The 21,062-nt window shown below is 41.7% G+C and carries 20 protein-coding genes; 10 read left to right on the forward strand and 10 right to left on the reverse strand.

Annotation, left to right across the window (positions count from 1 at the left end; genetic code table 11):
* Positions 1 to 17: 17 nt before the first annotated feature.
* From ACYVBM_RS08595 to ACYVBM_RS08615, 5 genes are all read right to left on the reverse strand, one after another.
* The gene (locus ACYVBM_RS08595; RefSeq protein ID WP_460685232.1) at positions 18 to 2,444 is read right to left on the reverse strand and encodes a hypothetical protein; all 2,427 of its coding nucleotides are present in this window, start codon (positions 2,442 to 2,444) and stop codon (positions 18 to 20) included.
* Positions 2,404 to 3,435 (reverse strand): hypothetical protein, encoded by a 1,032-nt coding sequence (locus ACYVBM_RS08600; RefSeq protein ID WP_460685233.1) that lies wholly within the window; start codon positions 3,433 to 3,435, stop codon positions 2,404 to 2,406. The genes ACYVBM_RS08595 and ACYVBM_RS08600 overlap by 41 nt, the downstream gene beginning before the upstream one ends.
* 1 nt (position 3,436) lies before the next feature.
* Complete coding sequence (locus ACYVBM_RS08605) at positions 3,437 to 3,916, reverse strand: RES family NAD+ phosphorylase (RefSeq protein WP_460685234.1); 480 nt, start codon at positions 3,914 to 3,916, stop codon at positions 3,437 to 3,439.
* A complete protein-coding gene (parS, locus tag ACYVBM_RS08610) occupies positions 3,917 to 4,417 on the reverse strand; it encodes a type II RES/Xre toxin-antitoxin system antitoxin (protein ID WP_460685235.1) in 501 nt (166 codons plus the stop codon).
* A gap of 90 nt (positions 4,418 to 4,507) precedes the next feature.
* Positions 4,508 to 7,465 (reverse strand): glycoside hydrolase family 3 N-terminal domain-containing protein, encoded by a 2,958-nt coding sequence (locus ACYVBM_RS08615; RefSeq protein WP_460685236.1) that lies wholly within the window; start codon positions 7,463 to 7,465, stop codon positions 4,508 to 4,510.
* A 262-nt stretch (positions 7,466 to 7,727) separates the two neighbouring features.
* Here ACYVBM_RS08615 and ACYVBM_RS08620 point away from each other — a divergent pair, with 262 nt between their 5' ends.
* The 7 genes from ACYVBM_RS08620 (at position 7,728) to ACYVBM_RS08650 (ending at position 15,226) form a co-directional block, all read left to right on the forward strand.
* A complete protein-coding gene (locus ACYVBM_RS08620; RefSeq protein ID WP_460685237.1) occupies positions 7,728 to 8,798 on the forward strand; it encodes a sensor histidine kinase in 1,071 nt (356 codons plus the stop codon).
* A 61-nt stretch (positions 8,799 to 8,859) separates the two neighbouring features.
* Positions 8,860 to 10,701, forward strand: coding sequence for a DNA mismatch repair endonuclease MutL (gene mutL / locus ACYVBM_RS08625; RefSeq protein ID WP_460685238.1), 1,842 nt, complete (start codon positions 8,860 to 8,862; stop codon positions 10,699 to 10,701).
* A gap of 97 nt (positions 10,702 to 10,798) precedes the next feature.
* Positions 10,799 to 11,578 (forward strand): alpha/beta fold hydrolase, encoded by a 780-nt coding sequence (locus tag ACYVBM_RS08630; protein WP_460685239.1) that lies wholly within the window; start codon positions 10,799 to 10,801, stop codon positions 11,576 to 11,578.
* 30 nt (positions 11,579 to 11,608) lie between these two features.
* Positions 11,609 to 12,268 carry a CBS domain-containing protein gene (locus ACYVBM_RS08635; RefSeq protein ID WP_460685240.1) on the forward strand — a complete coding sequence of 220 codons (660 nt, stop codon included), beginning with the start codon at positions 11,609 to 11,611 and terminating at the stop codon, positions 12,266 to 12,268.
* A 101-nt stretch (positions 12,269 to 12,369) separates the two neighbouring features.
* On the forward strand, positions 12,370 to 13,800 hold the full coding sequence (locus ACYVBM_RS08640; RefSeq protein WP_460685241.1) for a POTRA domain-containing protein: 1,431 nt from the start codon (positions 12,370 to 12,372) through the stop codon (positions 13,798 to 13,800).
* A 5-nt stretch (positions 13,801 to 13,805) separates the two neighbouring features.
* Complete coding sequence (locus tag ACYVBM_RS08645) at positions 13,806 to 14,687, forward strand: NAD kinase (protein WP_460685242.1); 882 nt, start codon at positions 13,806 to 13,808, stop codon at positions 14,685 to 14,687.
* A gap of 302 nt (positions 14,688 to 14,989) precedes the next feature.
* Positions 14,990 to 15,226 carry a hypothetical protein gene (locus ACYVBM_RS08650; RefSeq protein WP_460685243.1) on the forward strand — a complete coding sequence of 79 codons (237 nt, stop codon included), beginning with the start codon at positions 14,990 to 14,992 and terminating at the stop codon, positions 15,224 to 15,226.
* A gap of 283 nt (positions 15,227 to 15,509) precedes the next feature.
* On the opposite strand, the gene ACYVBM_RS08655 is transcribed toward ACYVBM_RS08650, so the two are convergent.
* The 3 genes from ACYVBM_RS08655 to ACYVBM_RS08665 all read right to left on the reverse strand — a co-directional run bounded on the left by ACYVBM_RS08655 (position 15,510) and on the right by ACYVBM_RS08665 (position 17,615).
* Positions 15,510 to 15,896: a hypothetical protein gene (locus ACYVBM_RS08655; protein WP_460685244.1), complete on the reverse strand. Its 387-nt coding sequence runs from the start codon at positions 15,894 to 15,896 to the stop codon at positions 15,510 to 15,512.
* Between the two features lie 193 nt (positions 15,897 to 16,089).
* A complete protein-coding gene (locus ACYVBM_RS08660) occupies positions 16,090 to 16,704 on the reverse strand; it encodes a ribonuclease HII (protein ID WP_460685245.1) in 615 nt (204 codons plus the stop codon).
* Complete coding sequence (locus ACYVBM_RS08665) at positions 16,704 to 17,615, reverse strand: diacylglycerol/lipid kinase family protein (RefSeq protein ID WP_460685246.1); 912 nt, start codon at positions 17,613 to 17,615, stop codon at positions 16,704 to 16,706. Before ACYVBM_RS08665 ends, ACYVBM_RS08660 begins: the two co-directional genes overlap by 1 nt.
* Before the next feature lie 131 nt (positions 17,616 to 17,746).
* Between ACYVBM_RS08665 and ACYVBM_RS08670 the strand changes: the two genes are divergently transcribed.
* Positions 17,747 to 18,094 carry a phage holin family protein gene (locus ACYVBM_RS08670; RefSeq protein WP_460685247.1) on the forward strand — a complete coding sequence of 116 codons (348 nt, stop codon included), beginning with the start codon at positions 17,747 to 17,749 and terminating at the stop codon, positions 18,092 to 18,094.
* A 135-nt stretch (positions 18,095 to 18,229) separates the two neighbouring features.
* Here the strand turns inward: ACYVBM_RS08670 and ACYVBM_RS08675 are convergent, their stop codons facing one another.
* Positions 18,230 to 18,646 (reverse strand): Fur family transcriptional regulator, encoded by a 417-nt coding sequence (locus ACYVBM_RS08675; protein WP_460685248.1) that lies wholly within the window; start codon positions 18,644 to 18,646, stop codon positions 18,230 to 18,232.
* Positions 18,647 to 18,655: 9 nt separating this feature from the next.
* Positions 18,656 to 19,267, reverse strand: a complete 612-nt coding sequence (locus tag ACYVBM_RS08680; protein ID WP_460685249.1) for an SCO family protein — start codon at positions 19,265 to 19,267, stop codon at positions 18,656 to 18,658.
* A gap of 311 nt (positions 19,268 to 19,578) precedes the next feature.
* On the opposite strand from ACYVBM_RS08680, the gene ACYVBM_RS08685 reads away from it, so the two are divergent.
* Positions 19,579 to 19,842 carry a phosphopantetheine-binding protein gene (locus ACYVBM_RS08685; RefSeq protein WP_460685250.1) on the forward strand — a complete coding sequence of 88 codons (264 nt, stop codon included), beginning with the start codon at positions 19,579 to 19,581 and terminating at the stop codon, positions 19,840 to 19,842.
* Between the two features lie 9 nt (positions 19,843 to 19,851).
* On the forward strand, positions 19,852 to 21,042 hold the full coding sequence (locus tag ACYVBM_RS08690; RefSeq protein ID WP_460685251.1) for a beta-ketoacyl-[acyl-carrier-protein] synthase family protein: 1,191 nt from the start codon (positions 19,852 to 19,854) through the stop codon (positions 21,040 to 21,042).
* The last annotated feature ends 20 nt before the right edge of the window (positions 21,043 to 21,062 follow it).

Consider the following 21,062-nt stretch of genomic DNA (forward strand, 5'->3'; position numbering starts at 1 on the left):
TTTAAAGAGGTTGCCCGTCATTGTTTATATTTCCCATCCACAAAATCCTGCAGGTAGCTGCATCTTGTTAATGCTTCCCTGTAAAATTTTGTATCTCCATAAACTTTTTTGAATTCTGGGAAATACCGGTTATTCATAAAAGAAATAAAATACGCTTTTTCTTTCTGGTCATACTCGTCATAATTTTCAAAATCGCTGTAATGGGGTTTGGCAATCTGTTTCTGGCTGCACTTTGCCATCATGAACAGGCACCGGGCCTTCAACTCTTTATCTGAGCTCGCCTCCATTGCTTTTTTAAAATATTCCAACGCGGTAAAAGCCCCATAATACTCCTTTTTAAAAGTAGTGGCGTTCCCGGGGATGAAGTAGCCATCAGCGCCGCTGCGCCAGTACTCTACCAGGTTCCAGGCATAGCCGTAGTATGTAACATTATAATAACCCAGCGCCAGCCTATACAGGTATTTGGCGGCATTGGCTCTGTCTGTTTTGGCAAGCTCATGCAGGCGTATCATTTCCTTGGCATAAGATATTTTTGTGGTGGTTTTTTTATCATCGGGCAGGCGCTCTTCCCTGTCGAACAGGATATCAATAAAAGGATCTTTCTCAATAACCATATCCTGACCGGGTACTTTTTGTAACCATGCTATGGCTTTACCGTAATCATAATCCCGCAAATAAGCGGTTCCTGCAAAATCTGCCACATCTTTTATCTTTAGGTGGTTACGGGCAACCAGAAATTGCTCGTAAGACGTAAATTTTTTTGACGATAAAAAAGTGTACAGCTCTTCTGCCTGCTTACCATTAAACACGTCCCTTAAAAATGCTACGGATTGCGTGGAGTAATATTCCGGCAGTGCCTTTTCGGCGGCGCCAATAGCCAGTACCGCTTTATTTAAGTCGCCCTGTGCTTTATAACGCTTGGAAAGAACATCTACCATCAGGTTCCTGTAAAACCGGGGCCACTGGTTTTTTTCGCTATTACCATAATAATAATAATCATAATCCTTCTCCTGCTTTTGCCCGGCTGCTACGGCTTTATTATATAACCATTGGAGCGAGGGGAGTATACCAGCTTCCAGGACAGCATCTATCTTTTCCTGTGAGCTGATGTTCACCAGTAAATTGGTAAGCATCCACTGATCCTGCAAACGCGGCGTTAATGTCATTGATTTTGTTTGGGCAAGATAATTCTTTGCCTTCGCAAAATCTCTAAGCATATAAGCGCCGTAAGCGGCAGCGAGCTGCATCAGCGCCGGGTCATCTACTTTTTTTTCAGCGGCTATATGGTTCAGAAAGCTTACCAGCCCGGCAAGCCCGGGTTTTTCTTTGCGCAGTAAACTGTCTGTTTCCTTATCGGTATATTGATAGTAATAGCTGATGCCTAATAAACCGCTGTTATATTCTTTACCGGTAAGTGGCGTTAAATATGCTTCTTCATATTTGTTGATCTCTCGCACTACCAGGGTGGATAACAGAGCAGAAGAAGGCCTGATCGTATAAATTTCTTTCAATGCAGGTAAGTCTGTTTCAGGGTTCTTTAATGCGAATAAAGAAAGCATATCTGCTTTTTCATCATTACTCTTGCATAAAGCAAGGTATCGCTGTTTGTCATCAGCTTTTACAACGGCCCAGTCGAACCCGTAATAATTGGAAACTTTTTTCGCGTGGCTTTGATGAAATGCTTTGGAAAACAGGTAAGCTGCTTCTTCATTCTTTCCCAGCCTGAATAATGCGCCGGCTTTTAAGGCCAGGCTCATAGGTTGTAATACAGAGGGGGTGTGGTTGTCGGCCACCAGCTCATCGTAATATTTAACAGCATCTTCATAACGTTCATTGTAATGGGCGAGCCTCACAATCTGGTAGGCATACTTTAGCTTAAAAAGATCGGTTTTGGCTGCATTATATAATTGCAGGCCGTTCTTCAGCAATTGATCCATCACCATGCTGTCGCGGGTTTCAGGCTCCCAATGGTTGCTGCTTATTACATAAGGCTCTACTTTTTTTGCATACAGGATATATCCTAAGGCTTCTAAATCTTTTCCTTTTATAAAAAATTGCGACATCGTGTTCTTGCTAATGGAATCTGGCAGCATGGCCGGCTTCTTCTTTTCAATATGGTAATAAAGTGTACTGATATCCTTTGCAGGAAACCTCATCACGAAAGTCTTTACATCTTTTACAGAAGTACTATTGTTGGTAAAACCAGCCCATTCTTTTACCAGCAGCTCTTCGCTGCTGACCGGCTCCTCATAATCAAACAGAAACTGTTCGTTGGTATAAAAGAACGGTTTGTATTGAATTTGAGCTGCGGCATACTGGTTAAAAAAGCTCAGGTAGTAATCATAAGGGTCAATGCTTCCGCCACAACCAATAATATTTTGCGGAACCGAAACCAGTACAGCGCTAATAACGGCGCAGGTTGCGGTAAAAGCTTTCCAGTTCATGTAAAGAATATTTATTTAAAATTACCGAATCGCAATGATACAAAACTACATGCAGGCTTTTTGCCGTGAGTTTTTTATTCAGCAGCCGTATCACGTTCTGCACGGTTCCCGCATCGCTGTTTTCATACCGCAGTATATCTCCGGCTTTTAAGGCACGCCCCCATATAACCGTGTCTTTTAGTACTTCAAAATGACGGGAACCATTACTTTTAAAGCGGTTTAAAACAGGGCGGGGTATTGACAGGAACAGGCCGGCATAATGGTTCTTCCTGAACAGCACATACCAGTCGAACAAAGGCAGGCCTATATCAAGCGGCAGGGGATAGCTATGGATAAAAGATTGATATTCTTTGAATGTTTCCGCATCAATAATGGAATTCTGAGATGTTGCTTCCTGAAGATTCCCCATATTGTAACACATCAGTAGTCCTTTATGAACGGGCGGTATGCCTGAAGATGTAGTATACTTAACCTGGTGCAGCCGTATAGTAGCAGATAATACCGGCGCTATGTTTTGTGATCTGATATGTTGAAGAAAATAGAAGTACTTATTCTTTGTGGTCGCTGTCCAGTCGCAATCCATTTGTACTTCATCAATATTTGCAAAATCATAAAGTGACCTGTATTTTTTCAACAGCGATGTGGTGTTGGCCGCTAAAGCTTTGACCCCGGTGCTGTCTAATTTATAGAACACTTCATTGGTGATAAAGACCGTAGGAACGATCTTTTTTTGCCGCAGATAAGCAGCATCACTGATATGGATTTTGGCTACAGGCAGCGCCTTATGAGCAAGGTCGTCCCAGGCTATGTCAAAAAACTTGACATAAAGGCGATTCACCTGCAGGCTGTCCAGTCGTTGTTTTTCAAAGGCGGTGGGATTAAAATAGCTTTTCCAGTAATAGATGCCGCAAGTAATGGTTCTTTCCGGCTTATTATCACAGGAAATAAAAAGCATTCCCCCTATAACATAAATGATTGCTAAACGAAGCATCTTACTTCCTACCTTTTTGTTTTAGTCTTGTATCAAAGCTCATTTTAGTGGTACGTACTACTTTAATTTTTTTTGAATCAGGATGCGAGGGATTTATGAGATAATTAAATTCCTGCGGAACGATGCTGCTCGGCACTTTCAATATTGCTGCTTCGTTTTGAAAAACGAAATCATCTCCCACTATCTGGGTAGATAAGCCCGGTGGCTTCGCATTCCAGTCGAGGGGAAGGTCTTCTATCTTTACTTCTAAAACACCTATATTATCGGGTATTTCTATTTCAACAAAACGCCTGTCTGTTGGTAAATCCTCACTTAAATCCAGGTGAACGGACACTTCCAGCATTGCTAAAGCTCTGCTTTCGGCAGTATAAACCAGTTTTGTATTGAAGCTATTCCACCGGTATCCTTTTGACATTGATGCCCCGATACCGGTTAGAGTAGTTTTTAAATATTTTTCCCGCTCAATTCTAAAAACTCTCATTTATGCAAAGTTTCCGTACTCAATTCTGTTAAGGCAGAACTTCACTTCATCAATTCCTGTAATGGTGTCCAACAGGCTTTCCGGCGAATTTCCACCAAGCGCCTGATTATTTTTTTTTAACCATCTTTGAAATTTTTCCTCCTCGTTATTAAATACTTCAATACCGTAGTCTATCAATTCGGTTATCAGCACAATGAGTTCGCTGTTCCTGCTGTCTAATATAGCCTGTTCATTTTTTCGCTTATTATATGTTGTTTGTGGCATACCAATAATTGACAACACAGACTTAACGGGCTTGTTTAACCGCTTGCTTATTGTTTCAATTGTATTGTAGGCTACGCCTTGCCTTATAATTTCCATTCGTTCCATTTTATTAACCCATACATAAGTTTTGCCATCTGCAGCTAAAGACCACCTAAACGAGCGGGGCTTTAAGCCTGCGGCTTTTCTAATGCTTTTTTTGGTATTGAATGGTTGTGTTGGTATATCTCCTTTATTCATGGTACAGCATATTTGTTGTAAATATACAACAAATATGCTGTATTATATACTATCTAAAAAAATAGTTGCCGTATCAATCACCCATTTGTATTATCCGTCAATTCCTAATCCTTTGTAAATAGCATCCTGTATATTTCCCCTGATATTGTATGAGCCCAGGCGTGGGTTATTGCGTGTAGGTGTTACCCTGTTGGAAAGAAAGATATATACAATATTATACTTAGGATCTATCCAAACGCAGGTTCCTGTAAACCCTGTGTGTCCATAGGTTTGGGGTGAAGCCAGTCTGCTTGGATAAGACTGGTTAGCGGCCGGTGCGTTATCGCCGCCTGACGGACGGACAGGCTTTTCGGGTTTATCAAAACCGTAGGCCCTGCGGCTGATATTGCTGCGATAGGCCGTAAAATTCTGAATGGTTTCCCATTTCAAAAACCGATGGCCGTTGAGCTCTCCGCCGCTTAAAAGCATCTGGTAAAGCTTTCCCAGGTCATAGGCGGTTGAAAATAAACCGGCATGGCCGGCTACACCTCCGCCTAACGCGGCACCCTCGTCATGTACCGTGCCCTGTATCAGCTGGTTCCGGAAACCGGTTTCTTTTTCTGTTGGCACTATTTCTTCCAAAGGGAATTTTTTTAAGGGCTGATAACCGGTTGTTTTCATAAACAAGGGCGCATAGAAATTATCCTGAACATATTCGTTTAAAGGCTTGCCGGATACGGTTTCCACGATCTTTCCCAAAAACCAGAAATCGTTGTCGCTGTACTCGTACTTTTTCCCCTGTAGCGTAACCGGGCTTTCTATAATGGTTTTCCAGATAGTATCTTTCCAGTCGTTTCTCAGGTACAGTTCACGGGCTACCTGCGTAGTAAAGCCGGGTTCGGAGTGAGCTCTGTATAAATCTGTCCTGGGGTTGCCGTCTGCATCCAGCGTAGCTTTATAAAAAGGAATGAACGGCACCATTCCTGCCTGGTGCAGGATGATATTTTCTAAAGTAAGATTCGCCTTGCTGGTTCGTTTAGTAAAGAGAAGATAGTCCGAAAGCTTTTTTTTTAGATCTACCTTACCCTGCTCTGCCAGCTTCATAATGGCAACGGTAACCGCCGATGTTTTGGTAACCGAGGCCAGGTCAAAAATACTATTCAGGCGGGTGGCATCTAAACTGTCGTAATTAAAGCTCCCAAAGGCCTTATGATAAACGATCTTTCCATCTTTAGCGGCCAGAATAACACAGCCCGGATAGGCTTTTTTTTTAATACCATCTATTGCAATAGAGTCTACAGCGCTGAAACGCTCATCTCCTATCGGTTCAAGATAGGTAAGGTCGCCGGGCGAAACCAATTTCCCGTCGCCCTGTGTATAAGTGCAAACGCTAAAGGGCAAAGTGCCCGAGGCCACAAAATCGCCACGGAGCCAGTCGGCAGCGGCATTTTGAAATACGTCATCATCTTCATAACAAACTGCCAGCGACTGGGCGGTGCAAAGGCGGGTGGCCGACAGCGGATTGCCGAATATCAGGGTAATGGCATTGGTTTTATTCAAAGAATACCAGTTCTTTACCGCGCTTTCCGATATGCCGTAATTGGTGTATCGCTTTCCTGCCAGGGTAAAGTCTTTTCGGGGGTTAATATCGTGAAAGCCAATGATCACGTCGTCGTATTTCCCTTCCTGAATCTTTTTTACAACTGCACCGCCCTTGTCTATCGGGTCGTTATAGTTGATATAAAACACATCTGCATTAAAGTCGTTTTTTAAGCGGTCGCCCAACACCTGTTTGCTGTCATTACCAAATGCCACATACGCTATTCTGCGCTCTTTTTTAAGTGGCCAGGTAAAAAAATCATTCCTGAATGTGTTGGGGCTGGTCAGGCTGAGGAGGGTTAAAGATTTTTCCGCTACCTGCTTGCGGATATCATTGGTTGCTGCATTCAGATCGTTTAATAAGTTTTCAAGAACAACAGGCTGTGGGTTGCTTAGCCCCAGGTTATATTTTGCCAGCAAAACTTTTTTTACTTTTTGTTCGATATCTTCCCAGGTCAGGCGCTTTTGCCGGATCGCTTCTTTTACTGCCTTGATCGTACCTTCCACGCTTTCGGGCAAACAAAGCATATCGTTACCGGCAATTAAAGCCTCTACTGCAATTGTGCCTCCCGGGAAATATTTAGCCACGCCTTTCATTTCCAGGGCATCTGTAAAAGTCAATCCTTCAAATCCCAGCTCTTTTCTCAGCAAACCATCTACCGCGTTTTTTGAAATAGATGTGGCCCTGTTTTTACCCTTGTCGATAGAAGGTACCGATAAGTGCCCCACCATTACGCTTTGTACGCCGGCGTTGATCATTTCCTTAAATGGATATAACTCTAAGTTATCCAGCTCTGTGCGCGGCTTATTAATTACCGGCAGGTCCAGGTGAGAATCTACATCCACATCACCATGTCCCGGGAAATGTTTGGCGCAGGCCATAATGCCTGCATCCTGCATTCCTTTCATAAAAGCAATACCGTTCCTGGCTACGCGGTATTTATCTGCTCCAAAAGACCGGAAGCCGATCACCGGGTTGTTGGGATTATTGTTAATATCTACTACCGGGGCATAATCTACCTGTACACCTAAGCGTTTATGCTGCTGGCCAATAGCCTTACCGGTTTTATATACCAGTGAAGCATCGGTAATTGCCCCGAGTGTCATCGCATAGGGATACTGGATCACACTGTCCAGCCGCATACCCAAACCATACTCTCCGTCAATCGTAATAAGAATGGGGGTTTTAGCCAGGCTTTGATAGTAATTGGTCAGCTGTGCCTGCCTTACCGGTCCGCCCTGGAAAAAACAAATGGAGCCTACATTATATTTTTTAATATCGTTAACCACTTTGGTCTCAACGCCTTTGTTGGAGTAAGCGCGTATAATAACCAGCTGTGCGATCTTTTCATCATCGCTTAAGGTTTTATAAGTATGGTTGACCCATTGCCGGGCAGCAGGGCTGGTTTGTGCCTTGCAAAAAAAAGAACAGGCTACTATCAGCAGAAAAAAACCGAATTTCTTCATCATTACTATTTTGAGGTACGTATACAAATGTAGCCTAATATTAATAAAATATCCTGCCATAAACAATACAGGCCGATCAATAATATCCGCATTAACGCCAGCGCTATCATGGCGCTGCTTTGTTCCGATTTGTAGTACCTACAAAACCCAGACTCTTTAAAACCGGCTGCTGAAACAGGTAAACAAAGATCATCTAAATGCAATAGAAGCTGTATTCACCTCTTTTTTTAAATATCACTACTTTGCAGCATAATTAATTACAACAATGGGATCAATATTGAAGGTGGAAAGTACAAAGGATTTTAAAAAAGTGCATAGTGCTTTCTGGACATTTTGGATATTACTTTCTGCTGTATTAAATTTCAGCACGAAGGAAAATTTCACCTTTGGCTTGTTTTTACTAAGAACTCTTTCTGTAAATATCTGTCCGTTTTACAGTGTTTACGCAGCATTGAAACTATCAAAAAAAGGAGAAAAAGTAGATTACCTGCTGCGCGTTTTATTGCTGTTGCTGGGTATGGGCGTAAGCTATGGGGCGCACTGGTGGTATTTTGTGTACATAACACCCGCTACAGCAGAAATGCCACAAACAGCCCTTACCGGTAAAATAGTTGTGGTCTCCTTTATTGCCAACTACTTATACTTCTTTCTGTTTGGACTCATGTTTTACTTTTTTGAAGACCTGGTTCAAAAACGGGAAGAAGCCAAATGGGCAGAAAATAAAAGACATGCAGCCGAAACAGCTTTTTTAAGGGCACAGATCAATCCCCATTTTCTGCTCAATACACTTAACTTTCTGTACGCAAGCGCAGCTTTGGGAAAAAGCAAGGAGCTTGCTAATGGGATATTGAAACTGTCAGATATCATGCGCTTTGCTTTAACAGAGAGTAGTGATGCCATGGTTTCACTTAAAGATGAAATCAGGTTTATTGAAGCCTACATTGAATTAAACCAGATGCGGTTTGAAAACAAACTGGCGGTTGAGTATAGTGCTCCATCGGAGGACGAAATAGGCGATGCAAAAGTGGTGCCCCTGGTTTTAATAACCCTGGTGGAAAATGCTTTTAAACATGGAGCGCTTCATGAGCCTGAGAGCCCGGTAAAAATATCGCTCGAATTGAACCGGTCTGAAAACTATTTAAAATTCATTGTAAAGAACAAAAAAAAGCTGGGGCCAAAAGAAAGCGGTCATGGAATTGGCCGGGAAAATACTATTTCCCGTTTGCAAAACGAATACGGCAGTAAATTTCAACTTACATTTAATGACGCTGGTGAAAATTACAACGCCGAGCTGATCATTCAAGACATTAAGACTCAATTAACGCAAAGTTTGTAGGTAGGATAATAAAGTGCCCATTGATTATTGTACCTTTACACGCTTAAAAATTTTGTGAAGCGTGCCTGATAAAATAGTTTTATTACCCGACAATATTGCCAACCAGATAGCGGCCGGTGAGGTAATACAGCGCCCTGCCAGCGCCGTGAAAGAGTTGCTGGAGAATGCGGTGGATGCTGGTGCAACAGCAATAAAACTGATTGTAACAGATGCCGGTAAAACCCTTTTACAGGTAGTAGATAATGGCAGCGGTATGAGCGAAACAGACGCCCGTATGTGCTTTGAGCGCCATGCTACTTCCAAAATAAAAAGTATAGACGACCTGTTTCATATCAAAACAATGGGCTTTCGTGGCGAGGCTTTGGCTTCTATTGCTGCGGTAGCGCAGGTAGCGCTTAAAACCAAACGCGCCGAAGATGATGCCGGTATTTTAATTGAGGTCGAAAACAGCATGGTAACCCGGCAAGAGCCGGTAGCGCTGCCTAACGGTACCAGCATCGCCATGAAAAACCTGTTTTTCAACGTCCCGGCACGCCGTAACTTTTTAAAAAGCAATGCTGCGGAAATGCGCCATATTGTAGATGAGTTTACGCGTGTGGCGATGTCCTTTCCTCATATATTGTTTACCCTTACAGCCAATGGCCAGCAGGTATTTCATTTAGAAAAAGGTTCCTTAAAACAGCGCATTGTGCAATTGCTGGGTAACCACTACAACGCCAAAATGGTAACTGTAAAGGAAGAAACAGATTATATGAACATTTTTGGCTTTACCGGCAAACCGGAAACAGCCAAAAAAACGCGTGGCGACCAGTACTTTTTTGTAAATAACCGGTTTATCAAAAGTGCCTACCTGAACCATGCCGTTATGAGCGCTTACCAGGAAATGATCCCTGGCGATAGTTTTCCTATGTATGTGCTTTTTATTGAGATAGACCCGGAGCAGGTAGATGTGAACGTGCACCCTACCAAGCAGGAAATCAAATTTGAGGATGAAAAGATCGTATATGCCTTCGTTCAGGCGGCAGTAAAACATGCGCTGGCGCAATTCAGCGTTACACCCACGCTGGATTTTGACCTGGATGCGTCTATCCAGCAGCTTCCTTCGGTTTCCAGGCCCTTCACTTCCGAACAAAAAGAAGTGGCTTCGGACTCTCCCATTTATAAAGGATTTACACAAAAGCACCAGGCCCATTTTATAGAAAAGCCTTCTTTGTCTGAGCTGCAGCACTGGAAAGATTTTTATGAGCCGGTAAAAAGAGAAGCAGCTCTTTTTGAATACGAGAAAAATCCGCAAATATTTTCGGCACCCCAGGCCGCATCCGTTTTTACAGTAGATGAGCATACAGACCTTGCACAGGTTTTGAACACCTATATTCTTTATCCTACAGAGAACAGCTTCCTGCTCATTAACCAGCAAGCGGCGCATGAGCGGGTTTTGTATGAACAAATGATAACAGCAGCCGATGGAAAACCTGTTGCTACTCAAAGTAATATGTTTCCGCCTACTTTGGAGCTTTCTCCTGCAGATGCTGTTCTACTAAGTGAATTATTACCTGATTTCAGGATGCTGGGTTTCCTGATAGAGCCGTTCGGAAATAATGCCTTTATTATCCAGGGCACCCCTGCCGACCTGGAAAGCGGAAACGAAAAACAAATCGTCGATTTCACCATAGAGCAGTACAAACATTTTAATACCGATATAAAAATATCCAGCCGTGAAAAACTGATCAGATCGCTGGCGAGGCAACGGGCCATTAAAACGGGCACCCGGCTTACCGAAAGGGAAATGAAGCAATTGCTTACCGATTTATTTTTATGCAATCCTTTTAATGTAGCTCCTGACGGGAATCCTACTTATCTTGAATTTAAACAGGAACAGATAGAGCGGATGTTTGGAAAGTGATTTGTATATTTATCAAATAAATTCAAAATATAACTGCTAATAATGGAGGTAGAGTTGGTAAAATCAATATATTAGCGGCGATAATATAAGTTAAGTAATGCAGTACGAAATAAAGCAACACGATAAATTCAGCTACATAGAAGAGGGAGAAGGAGAGCCACTCGTGTTGTTGCATGGGTTGTTCGGCGCCTTAAGCAACTTCAAGCCACTGGTGGATTATTTTAAACAGTACAATAAAGTGGTGGTGCCTATGCTGCCTTTGCTGGATATGGATATACTACATACCAGCGTAAGCGGACTTGCTAAGTATATTCATAAATTTATTGAAACAAGAGATTATAAAAATGTAAACTTGCTGGGAAACTCGCTGGGCGGCCATGTAGGACTGGTTTATTTATTAAAGAACGCAAACGGCCGTGTAAAAACAGTGATTTTAACAGGCAGCTCCGGATTATTCGAAAGCGCTATGGGCGACAGTTATCCCAAGCGTGGCGACAGGGAATATATCCGTAAAAAAACAGAATATACCTTTTACGATCCTGCAATGGCTACAGAAGAGCTGGTGGAAGAGGTTTTTTCTATTACCAATAACCGTTTAAAGGTAATAAAGATCATTGCCCTGGCTAAAAGCGCCATCAGGAACAACCTGGAAAAAGAACTCCATCAAATAAAGATCCCTGCGCTTTTAATATGGGGGAAGAACGATAATATCACTCCTCCGTTTGTTGCAGAAGAATTTCATAAGCTTCTCCCCGACAGTGAACTGCATTTTATTGATAAATGTGGCCATGCGCCTATGATGGAAGTTCCTGAAGCGTTCAACAAAATTTTGTTTGATTTTTTAAAAAAACATTCCGCTATTGCAACAGAAGCCTGAAGATGGGAGTCTTAGTATAAAAAAGGCAATATGTTAGTTAGTAATTTACCCTTAGAAAATCTGCCCCAGATCAAATTGTCTGATAAGGTTTATTATGTGCTGCAGCTGATGTACGATTATAATGTACACGAACTGGCCGTTATTAGTGAGGGTGAATTTGCAGGCATTATAAAAGAAGAGGCGGTACTCAATATTGATGAAAATACGTTGGTTAAAGGCATTCAGCATTTACTTCTTAAAGTGTCTGTAAACTCCGGAGATCATCTTTTGAAAGCCGTTTCATTAGCTGTAGCTTCTCATTTAAGTATGCTGCCGGTAACAGATAATGAGAATAAACTGACCGGAATTATTGAAACCAGCCATTTATTGCAGGATGTAGCGGATTTTCTACAGGTAAATGAGCCAGGTGCGCTGATAGTACTTGAGGTAGACGCCTTCCAGTATTCTTTTTCAGAAATAGGCAGGATTGTTGAAAACAATGATGCGCAGATCACACAATTAAATACTTCTCAAAGCGATGATACAGGCAGGATACAGGTAACACTGAAGCTCAATAAGCTGGAAGTTTCAGATATAGTAGCTACTTTCCAACGGTATGACTATTTTGTAAAATATTTTTTTGGAGAAGAGCTCTATACCAATGAACTCAAAAGCAATTATGAAAACCTGATGAGCTATCTGAATGTTTAATACGCCACCATTAAATATAACTGAACCCTTGTGATGACGTAAGAATGCCTGGTATAAAAAAATATTTGTTGTGGCTGTTATTGTTTATCGGCACCTGTTCAATGAGTATTGCACAGGAGGATAGCACCAAAACCGGGAAGCCAGACAGAGAAAAAACACCGTCGCCTATCAGCCCTAATAGCTTTAACCTGGATAGCCTTAAAAAGAGAACGGATGACAAAGTGTTGTTTGTACGCAGCATTAGCGTAGAAGGCAACAGGTTTACCAGCAAATCTATTTTGATGAGAGAACTGCCATTTAAAGAGGCAGATAGCGTTCATTTATACGATCTCCCCGAAATTTTTGCGCAGGCTAAAACACAGATAATGAATACGGCACTATTCCACAGGGCCGATGTAACCGTTAAAGATGTGGACGATGGCAGCATTGATGTTATTATTACGGTAAAAGAAAAGTGGTACATTTATCCTATTCCTTATGTTAAGCCAATCGACCGTAATTTAAACGAATGGCTGTTCAAAAACGGGGCCAGTATAGGACGGCTCGATTATGGAATTAAACTGAATTATGACAATCTGACGCGGAATAATGATAAGCTCAGGTTTTACCTGGTTACGGGATACACCAAACAGTTATTGCTGAGTTATAGCAGGCCATATATCGACGACAAAATGAAATGGGGCGCCAATATCAGTTTGGCCGTCGGTAAAACACATGAAATCAATGCAATCACGGTACACGATAAACAGGTGTTTGTAACGGATTCTATTGATTATATACGCAACTTCTTCAGGGGTTTTGTAGAAGCTACCTACCGTCCTGCTTTTTTCACGCGGCATACATTTGGTTTCGGCTTTAACACATTAAAAATAGGGGATTCGGTAATCCGTGCAAACCCCAATTTTTTAAAAAACGGCAATACCCAGGTGTCGTTCCCTGAGTTTTACTATAAACTTACTTATCAAAACCTTGATTATATTCCTTATCCTACCAGCGGCCATGCCGGAGAGCTTTCTGTTTTAAAGCAGGGAGTGAATTCCAGGCACAACCTGTGGCAGCTGACGGCCAAATTACAGGGCTACTGGCCGCTGGGTTCCAAAACCTTCTATAATATCTCGGGTTTAGGAACCGTGAAGCTTCCTTTCAGGCAACCTTACTATAGCTTGTCGTTACTGGGATATGGAGATATGACCTTACGTGGATATGAATCTTATGTAATCGATGGTGTCGCAGGAGGTATGATTAATGCTACTTTATTTAAACAGCTTACCAATTTTAGCTTCAGCCTTCCTTTTTTAAAATGGCTTACAGACCGGTTGATTCCACTTAAAGTTTATGGAAAAATTTATGGCAATGCTGGATATGTGCATAATCCATGGGCCGGCGATAACCGCCTGCCGAATCAGATGTTATTTGGCGGCGGTATAGGGTTCGACCTTTGGACCGTGAACGACTTTACTTTTAAGTTTGAGTTTTCTTTCAATCAGTTAGGGCAAAACGGGCTATATTTACACAAGAAGACATTATTTTAACGAATATGAAGGTAGCGGTATATAGCAGGGGTATAGATCCGGAATCGTTTGCTGATGTAAAAACGTTTTTCGAAGAGCTTAAAAATTACAGGCTCAAATATACTGTTTACGAGCCTTTACTGGCCAGCTTAAAGCCCTACCTCAACCTGCCCGACCAAACGCCTACTTTTACGACCGGGGAAGAACTGGATAAAGAAGTTGAATTTATTATTGGCCTGGGCGGCGATGGAACGATACTGGATACTATTACCCTTGTAAAAGACAAGCCCATCTCTATAATGGGCATCAATTTCGGTCGCCTGGGTTTTTTGGCCAGCATAGGGCGCGATAATCTGTCGCTGGCTATAAAAGCACTGGCATTGAGAACTTATATCAGCGAAAAACGGTCGTTGATTCACGTGGATGCTGACATGCCCCTGTTTGCCGACATACCGTTCGGACTGAATGAATTTGCCATTCACAAACGCGATATGGCATCCATGCTAAAGATCCATACCTATATTAATGGTGAATTTTTAAATACTTATTGGGCAGACGGCCTCATTGTTTGCACGCCTACCGGCTCTACCGGCTATTCGCTGAGTTGCGGAGGCCCAATTGTTTTTCCCGATTCTGAAAACTTTACCATAACTCCTGTGGCTCCCCATCACTTAAATGTAAGGTCGCTGGTTATAAATGACAACAGTATTATTTCTTTTGAAATTGAAAGCCGGTCCGATGAGATCATCTGCGCGCTTGATTCGAGAAAAGAGATCATCTCAAAAAACGTTTCGCTGGCGGTAAGAAAAGAAAAATTCACTATTAACCTGTTGCGCCTCAGCGAGAATAATTTTCTTCACACTATCCAAACAAAACTCATCTGGGGGCTGGACCGGCGCAATAATTAAGATTTGTCTGTATGCTGGTTCAGAATATTTTCTACATCGCAGTTCCTGCAGCTGATTTCAACATCCAATAATTCCAGCATAAAAGTAAAAATGCAAAAAGCTAAACAGGCTGTTTAATCATATGTAATAGGCCCGACCTGAATTAATGGCTGATAAGCAGGCTGGCGTTTCAGGTGTTTATCCTACAAACAAAAAAAAGGCATATCACGTATTTTATTGCACATCTGCACCAGGTATGCTGACGCAGATGTGCCATTTTACTTTTATTATGCCCTTTCTGTTTTTACTATATAGCCGTTCTTATGGCCTCGGGGGCAATGGTGGATGAGGTGGTAACGGTGGATGATGGGCAAAAGGATGGCGTGGCGGCCTGGGGGGTAATGGTGCGCGCCGGTATTTATGGCGGGGATGATATTTCTTATGATGATATTTTGCTATATGATGCTTTCCGGGCTTTTTGTGCTTATATTTTTTATAATGCACCTTATGAGGTGGATGCGGCCTTCTTTGTGAAAATGCATCTGTTGCAGCTAAAGTAAATACTGCAAGAAACAGGAACAGGATTATTCTTTTCATCGTTAATAAGTTTAATAGTTCAGATAATTATTTCAACCACTATGCCAAAGTGGTGTTCCTGTATAACAGACCGCTATTGAACGCAACAGGTTGTGTACAAAAAAAAGTGTTAACTATTTTTTAGTAAAGAGTCCTGTTTACACTTATTTAAAAAAGAAGCAGTGCTCCCCGCGAATTTTCTGTGGTTAAAACTGATAGCTTAAGCAGGCTTTAATAAAAAGTCCCGCTGTAGCGGGACTTAAAAAATTATTCTTTTTCCTTTTTTTTCTTTTTAAAAGGAGAAGGCGGCTTACGCGGACCTTCTTTTTTTACTGCTTCTTTATCAGCTTTTGCATCTTCTTTGCCGGCCTCTTTTTCTTCCTTTACGTTAGATGGTTCTTTTCCACTATTTTTTTCTTTGGCTTCTTTTTTTTCTACATGCCGTTCGTGCTCTCGTTTCCAGAAATCGGCCTGTGCGCGTCCGAACCGGCGCATATCTTCTTTACGGCGTTCATCACGCTCTTCTGCTGTTTCTTTTTTGTTTTCAGTTTTTTTGCTTTTCTCTTCCTTTTCAGTTTTTTTCGCTGTTTGCCCATAAGTATTATTAATACTGATAGCAAAGCCTAAAGCAGCTATTAGCAATACTTTATTCATGTGTATATTTTTTGATTTTTATAATTTAATTCCGCCAAATGGGAGTGTACGGGCTATTTTACCAGATTTAAAAATAAAGAAAATTCAGGGGTATTGAAGCATATCCCTAAAATTGGCTATACGTACACGGCATTTTTAGATACTCCAGGAAAATGACAATCAACAAGTTGCAGCTGAATTATTTGAATGGATCCTACTCAAAAAAGCTGAGCTGGGCAGCGGTTATCTTAAAACTTTTTCTATGGTGCTCGCAAATGCCATAGGTTTCAATAGCTGAACGATGCTCGGGCGTTCCGTAGCCTTTATTGGAATGCCAGTTATACCGCGGGAAAACTGCATGTAGCTGCCGCATATAATCATCGCGGTAGGTTTTGGCAAGTATGCTGGCTGCTGCAATATGCGCATATTTGGCGTCGCCCTTAATAATGCACTGATGACGCACTTCTTTATAGGGAATAAAATAGTTGCCGTCTACAGAAATAAATTGCGGCCGAACCTGTAATCCATCCAGGGCCAGGTGCATGGCCTTTTGCGAAGCTTTCAGAATATTAATCGTATCAATTTCTGCTACATCTACCATAGCCACGCTGTATGCTAATGCAGCCGATTCAATATAAGTCCGTAAAATATCGCGCGTTGCCGCATTTACCTGTTTGCTGTCGTTCAGCAACGGATGATAAAAGCCGGCAGGTAGTATCACTGCGGCTGCAAATACCGGCCCGGCAAAGCAGCCGCGCCCGGCCTCATCACAGCCGGCATCAACGGTATCGGGCATATAAAAACTAGGCAACTTTAATGTATCGGGCATTACAAATTTTTTTTATTGGTAAGCAACTTAAAGCAGGACGGCTCTGTTATAATATGTAATTTTTGTACTGTTTCCACGGGCTCACCGTCTATATGTAAAGGAGCTTCATTGTAATTACTTATACTTATTTCGCTGGTTTGAAAGTATATAACACTTTTGCTTTCGTTAATGTTTTCTTTTTTCTGTAAACCATTCAATCCGCTCACCTGCATCATTGTATTGTATAGCAGTGTCAGCCTGGATTGATCGGTAACGATCACCACATCAATCTTACCATCGTTGAGGCTGGCCTTGGGTGCAATGGTAAAATTATTGCCAAACTGGTTGCTATTGGCAATACTTATAAAATAGGCTTCGGTTTTAAAGGTTTTATTGTTCAGCTTTATTTTAAAGGAATATGATTTTGCAGAGAAAAAATTGTGGAACACTTTTTTTACATAAGTTATCAGCCCCCGCTGGTTGGCTTTTGCAAAATCGTGGGCTACCTGCGCATCAAAGCCGATGCCGCAAAGCATACAGGCAAACTGGTTGTTGATCCTGAAGCCGTCTACTAAATGTGTGCGGTTATTGAAAATAACCTCAAGTGCTTTTTTAGCCGTTTTAGGAATCCCCGCGCCAAATGCAAGCCCGTTCCCCGATCCGCAGGGAATAATACCAAAATGGACCGGCATGTCCTTTAAGCTATCCACTACCTGGCTTACGGTACCGTCGCCGCCTACAATTACAATGTCTGTTATTTTTTCTGAAGTGACGGTGTCCCTCATGAACGAGTAGTTCCCATCGGCAACCGAAGGAAAAAAACGGAAAGGAATCCCTGTCTTCAATGTTTCGGCCGCTATAATATTTTGAACCCTGTCCTTAGAGCTTGTGCCGGAAATGGGGTTTACAATATAAATGATCCTTCGACGCATACACAAATGTATCTTTAAACAAAGAATAGCGCTGCATATACCAAAGTATTTTTAAAAATATTATTAAGATAATATTGTACTAACTTCATGACTTATTAGTAATTATCTTTACGCTTCAAAATTGCACCCCAATGAATTTTATCCTCAAAGTGCTGATCACTGGTTTAATTGCTTACCTGTTACAGAATATTTTAAGTGGCGTACATTTTGCCGACATGAAAACAGCAGCGCTTTTTGCCCTGGTATTAGCCTTGCTTAATGCTATCGTAAAACCCATCCTGGTGATATTAACTATACCCGTTACTATGCTCACTTTGGGTTTATTTCTGCTGGTTATTAATGCGCTTATGGTGCTGCTGGCTGAAAGTTTTTTTAAAGGAGCCCAGGTAGATGGCTTCTGGTGGGCACTGGCCTTCAGTATCTTATTGTCGCTGGGCTCTTCTATACTTTATTCCCTAGTTGGCGGTAAAAAGGAATAAACTTGATCGGCGTTAATTAATGGAAATTAAAGAGATATTTTTTTTGGATTTTTTATAAAAAGCATCTAATTTAGATCCCCTAATCAAAACATTAATCAAAAGTCCTGATGTTTCTACCTCAGGGCTTTTTTGTGCTTACCGGCTGCAATTTATACATACACCTTTCGCAACTACTTCAAGATCAGCCAGTTTATAGCCTCTGGGCAAATGGATATCAGGAGTTACCACCCCATCCAAACAGTAAGTATTGTTACAGGAAGTACAAACGAAATGTACATGCTGATCATGGTGATGGCCTTCGGTACAATCGTTCTTACATAAGGCATATTTTATAGAATTATCCGAAGTAGGAATGGTATGTATCAGTCCTTTCTCCACAAAAGCCTGTAAAGTACGGTAAATGGTTACCCGGTCAAAATGCTCCCCTGCACTTTTTTCTATATCTGCATGTGCCAATGCGCCGCCGCTGTTCAGGAACATCTGCAAAATTTTCTGCCTGCCTGATGTGACGCTTAGTTTATTCGCTTTTAATATGGATTCAATAGATTTCATAGCTGGGAATTATAAAGTCTTTAATTCTTTTTCAATGTCTTTAATCAGCCCGTTGATTTCCTTTTGTTTCAGCCCATCATAAATAGCGATTACCTCGCCTTTTCGGTTTACCAGCGCCCATAGCTGACTGTGGACAAAGTCATCTTCAATATTAGCCAGGTTATTATTAACATCGTCAATAGAATAACTGAACCTTGCCATATTGTAGAGACTATCCTTCCTGCCGGTAAGAAATATCCATTTATCGGTATTTACCTTCATAGAATCGGCATATACTTTAAGTCTTGCCGCGGAATCTGTTTTGGGGTCGCAGGTATAGGAAAGGATACGGAAGCCGGGCTCATTTTTAAACTTTTCGTATACCTGTTTCATATTATCGTTCATCATAGGACAAATACCAGGGCAGGTGGTAAAGAAAAACTCGGCCACATATACTTTACCTTCCACCTCTTTATTGGTAAAAGGCTGCCCATCCTGATTCGTGAATTGAAATTCAGCCACCTTACTGATGGGTTCCAGCTTTCTGTTATTATAACCGGGAATAAACCACGATGCAATAGCATAAAATACCAGGGACAGCACAACAAAAAAGACGATATAAAAGATGGTTTTTTTTCGCACGTTGATCATTTTTACAGGGACAAAGTTAACTCATTGTTTAAATAGATGTATGATGTGCGTGGATGCCTGATATTTTTGAAGGGTTTTCGGTTGGGGAGACAACGTAACCCGGGATATTCAGGTCCCGCGCTGTTTACTCAAGCTACCTGCTCTTATTCGCGGCACAAATCAAAAGTTGTGCCCTCGGTGAGCGGTGTTCGGGTATTACATGATACACCATTATATTATATATTTACGGGTTTTGCTATTATAAATTAATGGAATTGTTGCTAAGTTGTTATTTTTGGTGCTTATACTTTTAAAAAAGTAATATGGAAAAAGAAGCGCTGAAACAACAGGTAAAAGAGCAAATAGTAAAGTTTTTAAACCTTAACACTGTAAACCCTTCCGATATTAAGGATGAGGAGCCGTTATTTGGTGAGGGACTGGGATTAGATTCTATTGATTCTATTGAGCTGATAGTGATGCTTTCACGCGAATACGGAATTAATATACAGGATCCTAAAGAGGGAAGAAAAATATTGACCAATGTAAACACAATGGTTGATTATATTGAGCAACATCGTATTAAATAATCTGTTGCAGTGGGCCGGGTTGTAGTAACAGGTATGGGTATTATCACTGCAGCTGGAAATACGCTCAGTGAAAACCGCGCCGCTTTAATAAGTGGTAAAAGTGGTATTGGCAAGGCCCGTTTTTTGCGTAGTAAATACACGGAAAAGCTACCTTTCGGGGAAATTAAAACGGCTACTGCTGATCTTGCTGAAAAGCTGAACATTACAGATGTTTCGGCTACGAGAACAGATCTTATGGCTTATCATGCTGCACAACAGGCGATAACAGATGCCGCTTTATCAAAAGCGGAACTTAATGATGCTGCTACTGCGCTGATTGGCGGCAGTACCGTTGGTGGTATGTGCCTGACCGATGAAATGTATACGGATGCTAATTCGCTGCGGCAAAGCACTTCTCCCTACCTGCAATCCTATTCTAACAGCGCTAATACGTCCTTTCTGCAGCAGCAGTTTGGTATTGGTGGAATTATAAACACATTTAACACGGCCTGTTCGTCATCGGCTAATGCTATAATGTATGGAGCGCGTTTAATTAAAAACGGGCTGGCTAAGAAAGTTATTGCAGGGGGTGCGGACAGTCTTTCCAAATACACGGTTAACGGGTTTAATGCGCTGATGATATTATCTGATGAGCCCTGCAGGCCATTTGATGCCGGCAGAAAGGGATTAAACCTGGGAGAGGCGGCGGCTTTTTTAGTATTGGAAAAAGAGGAGGATGCAACTGGTAAAAATATATATGCAGTCATAGGCGGCTATGGGAACAGTAATGATGCTTTTCACCCTTCTTCTACTTCGGCTGAAGGTAACGGCCCCTACCTGAGTATGCAAAGAGCACTTGAAACGGCCGGCCTACAGCCAGAAGACATTAATTTTATAAATGCACATGGCACCGCTACCGAAAATAATGATGAAACAGAAAGTGTTGCCATGCTGCGGCTATTCGAAAAAGTACCTCCGTTTGCAAGTACCAAATCCTATACCGGCCATACATTGGGCGCAGCCGGTTCCGTAGAAGCAGTGTTCAGTATTCTTTGCCTGAAACACCAGGAGGTATATTCTTCTTTAAATTTCAGCCGGGAAATAGCAACCACAAAGCTTCATCCCGTAAGGCAATACGAACAACGGCCCCTACGTTATATTATGTCTAACTCGTTCGGGTTTGGAGGCAATTGCACTTCGCTGGTGTTTTCAAAAGCGTGAAAAAGGGTTCTTATAATTAT

The sequence above is a fragment of the Niabella aquatica genome (genome assembly GCF_054779315.1).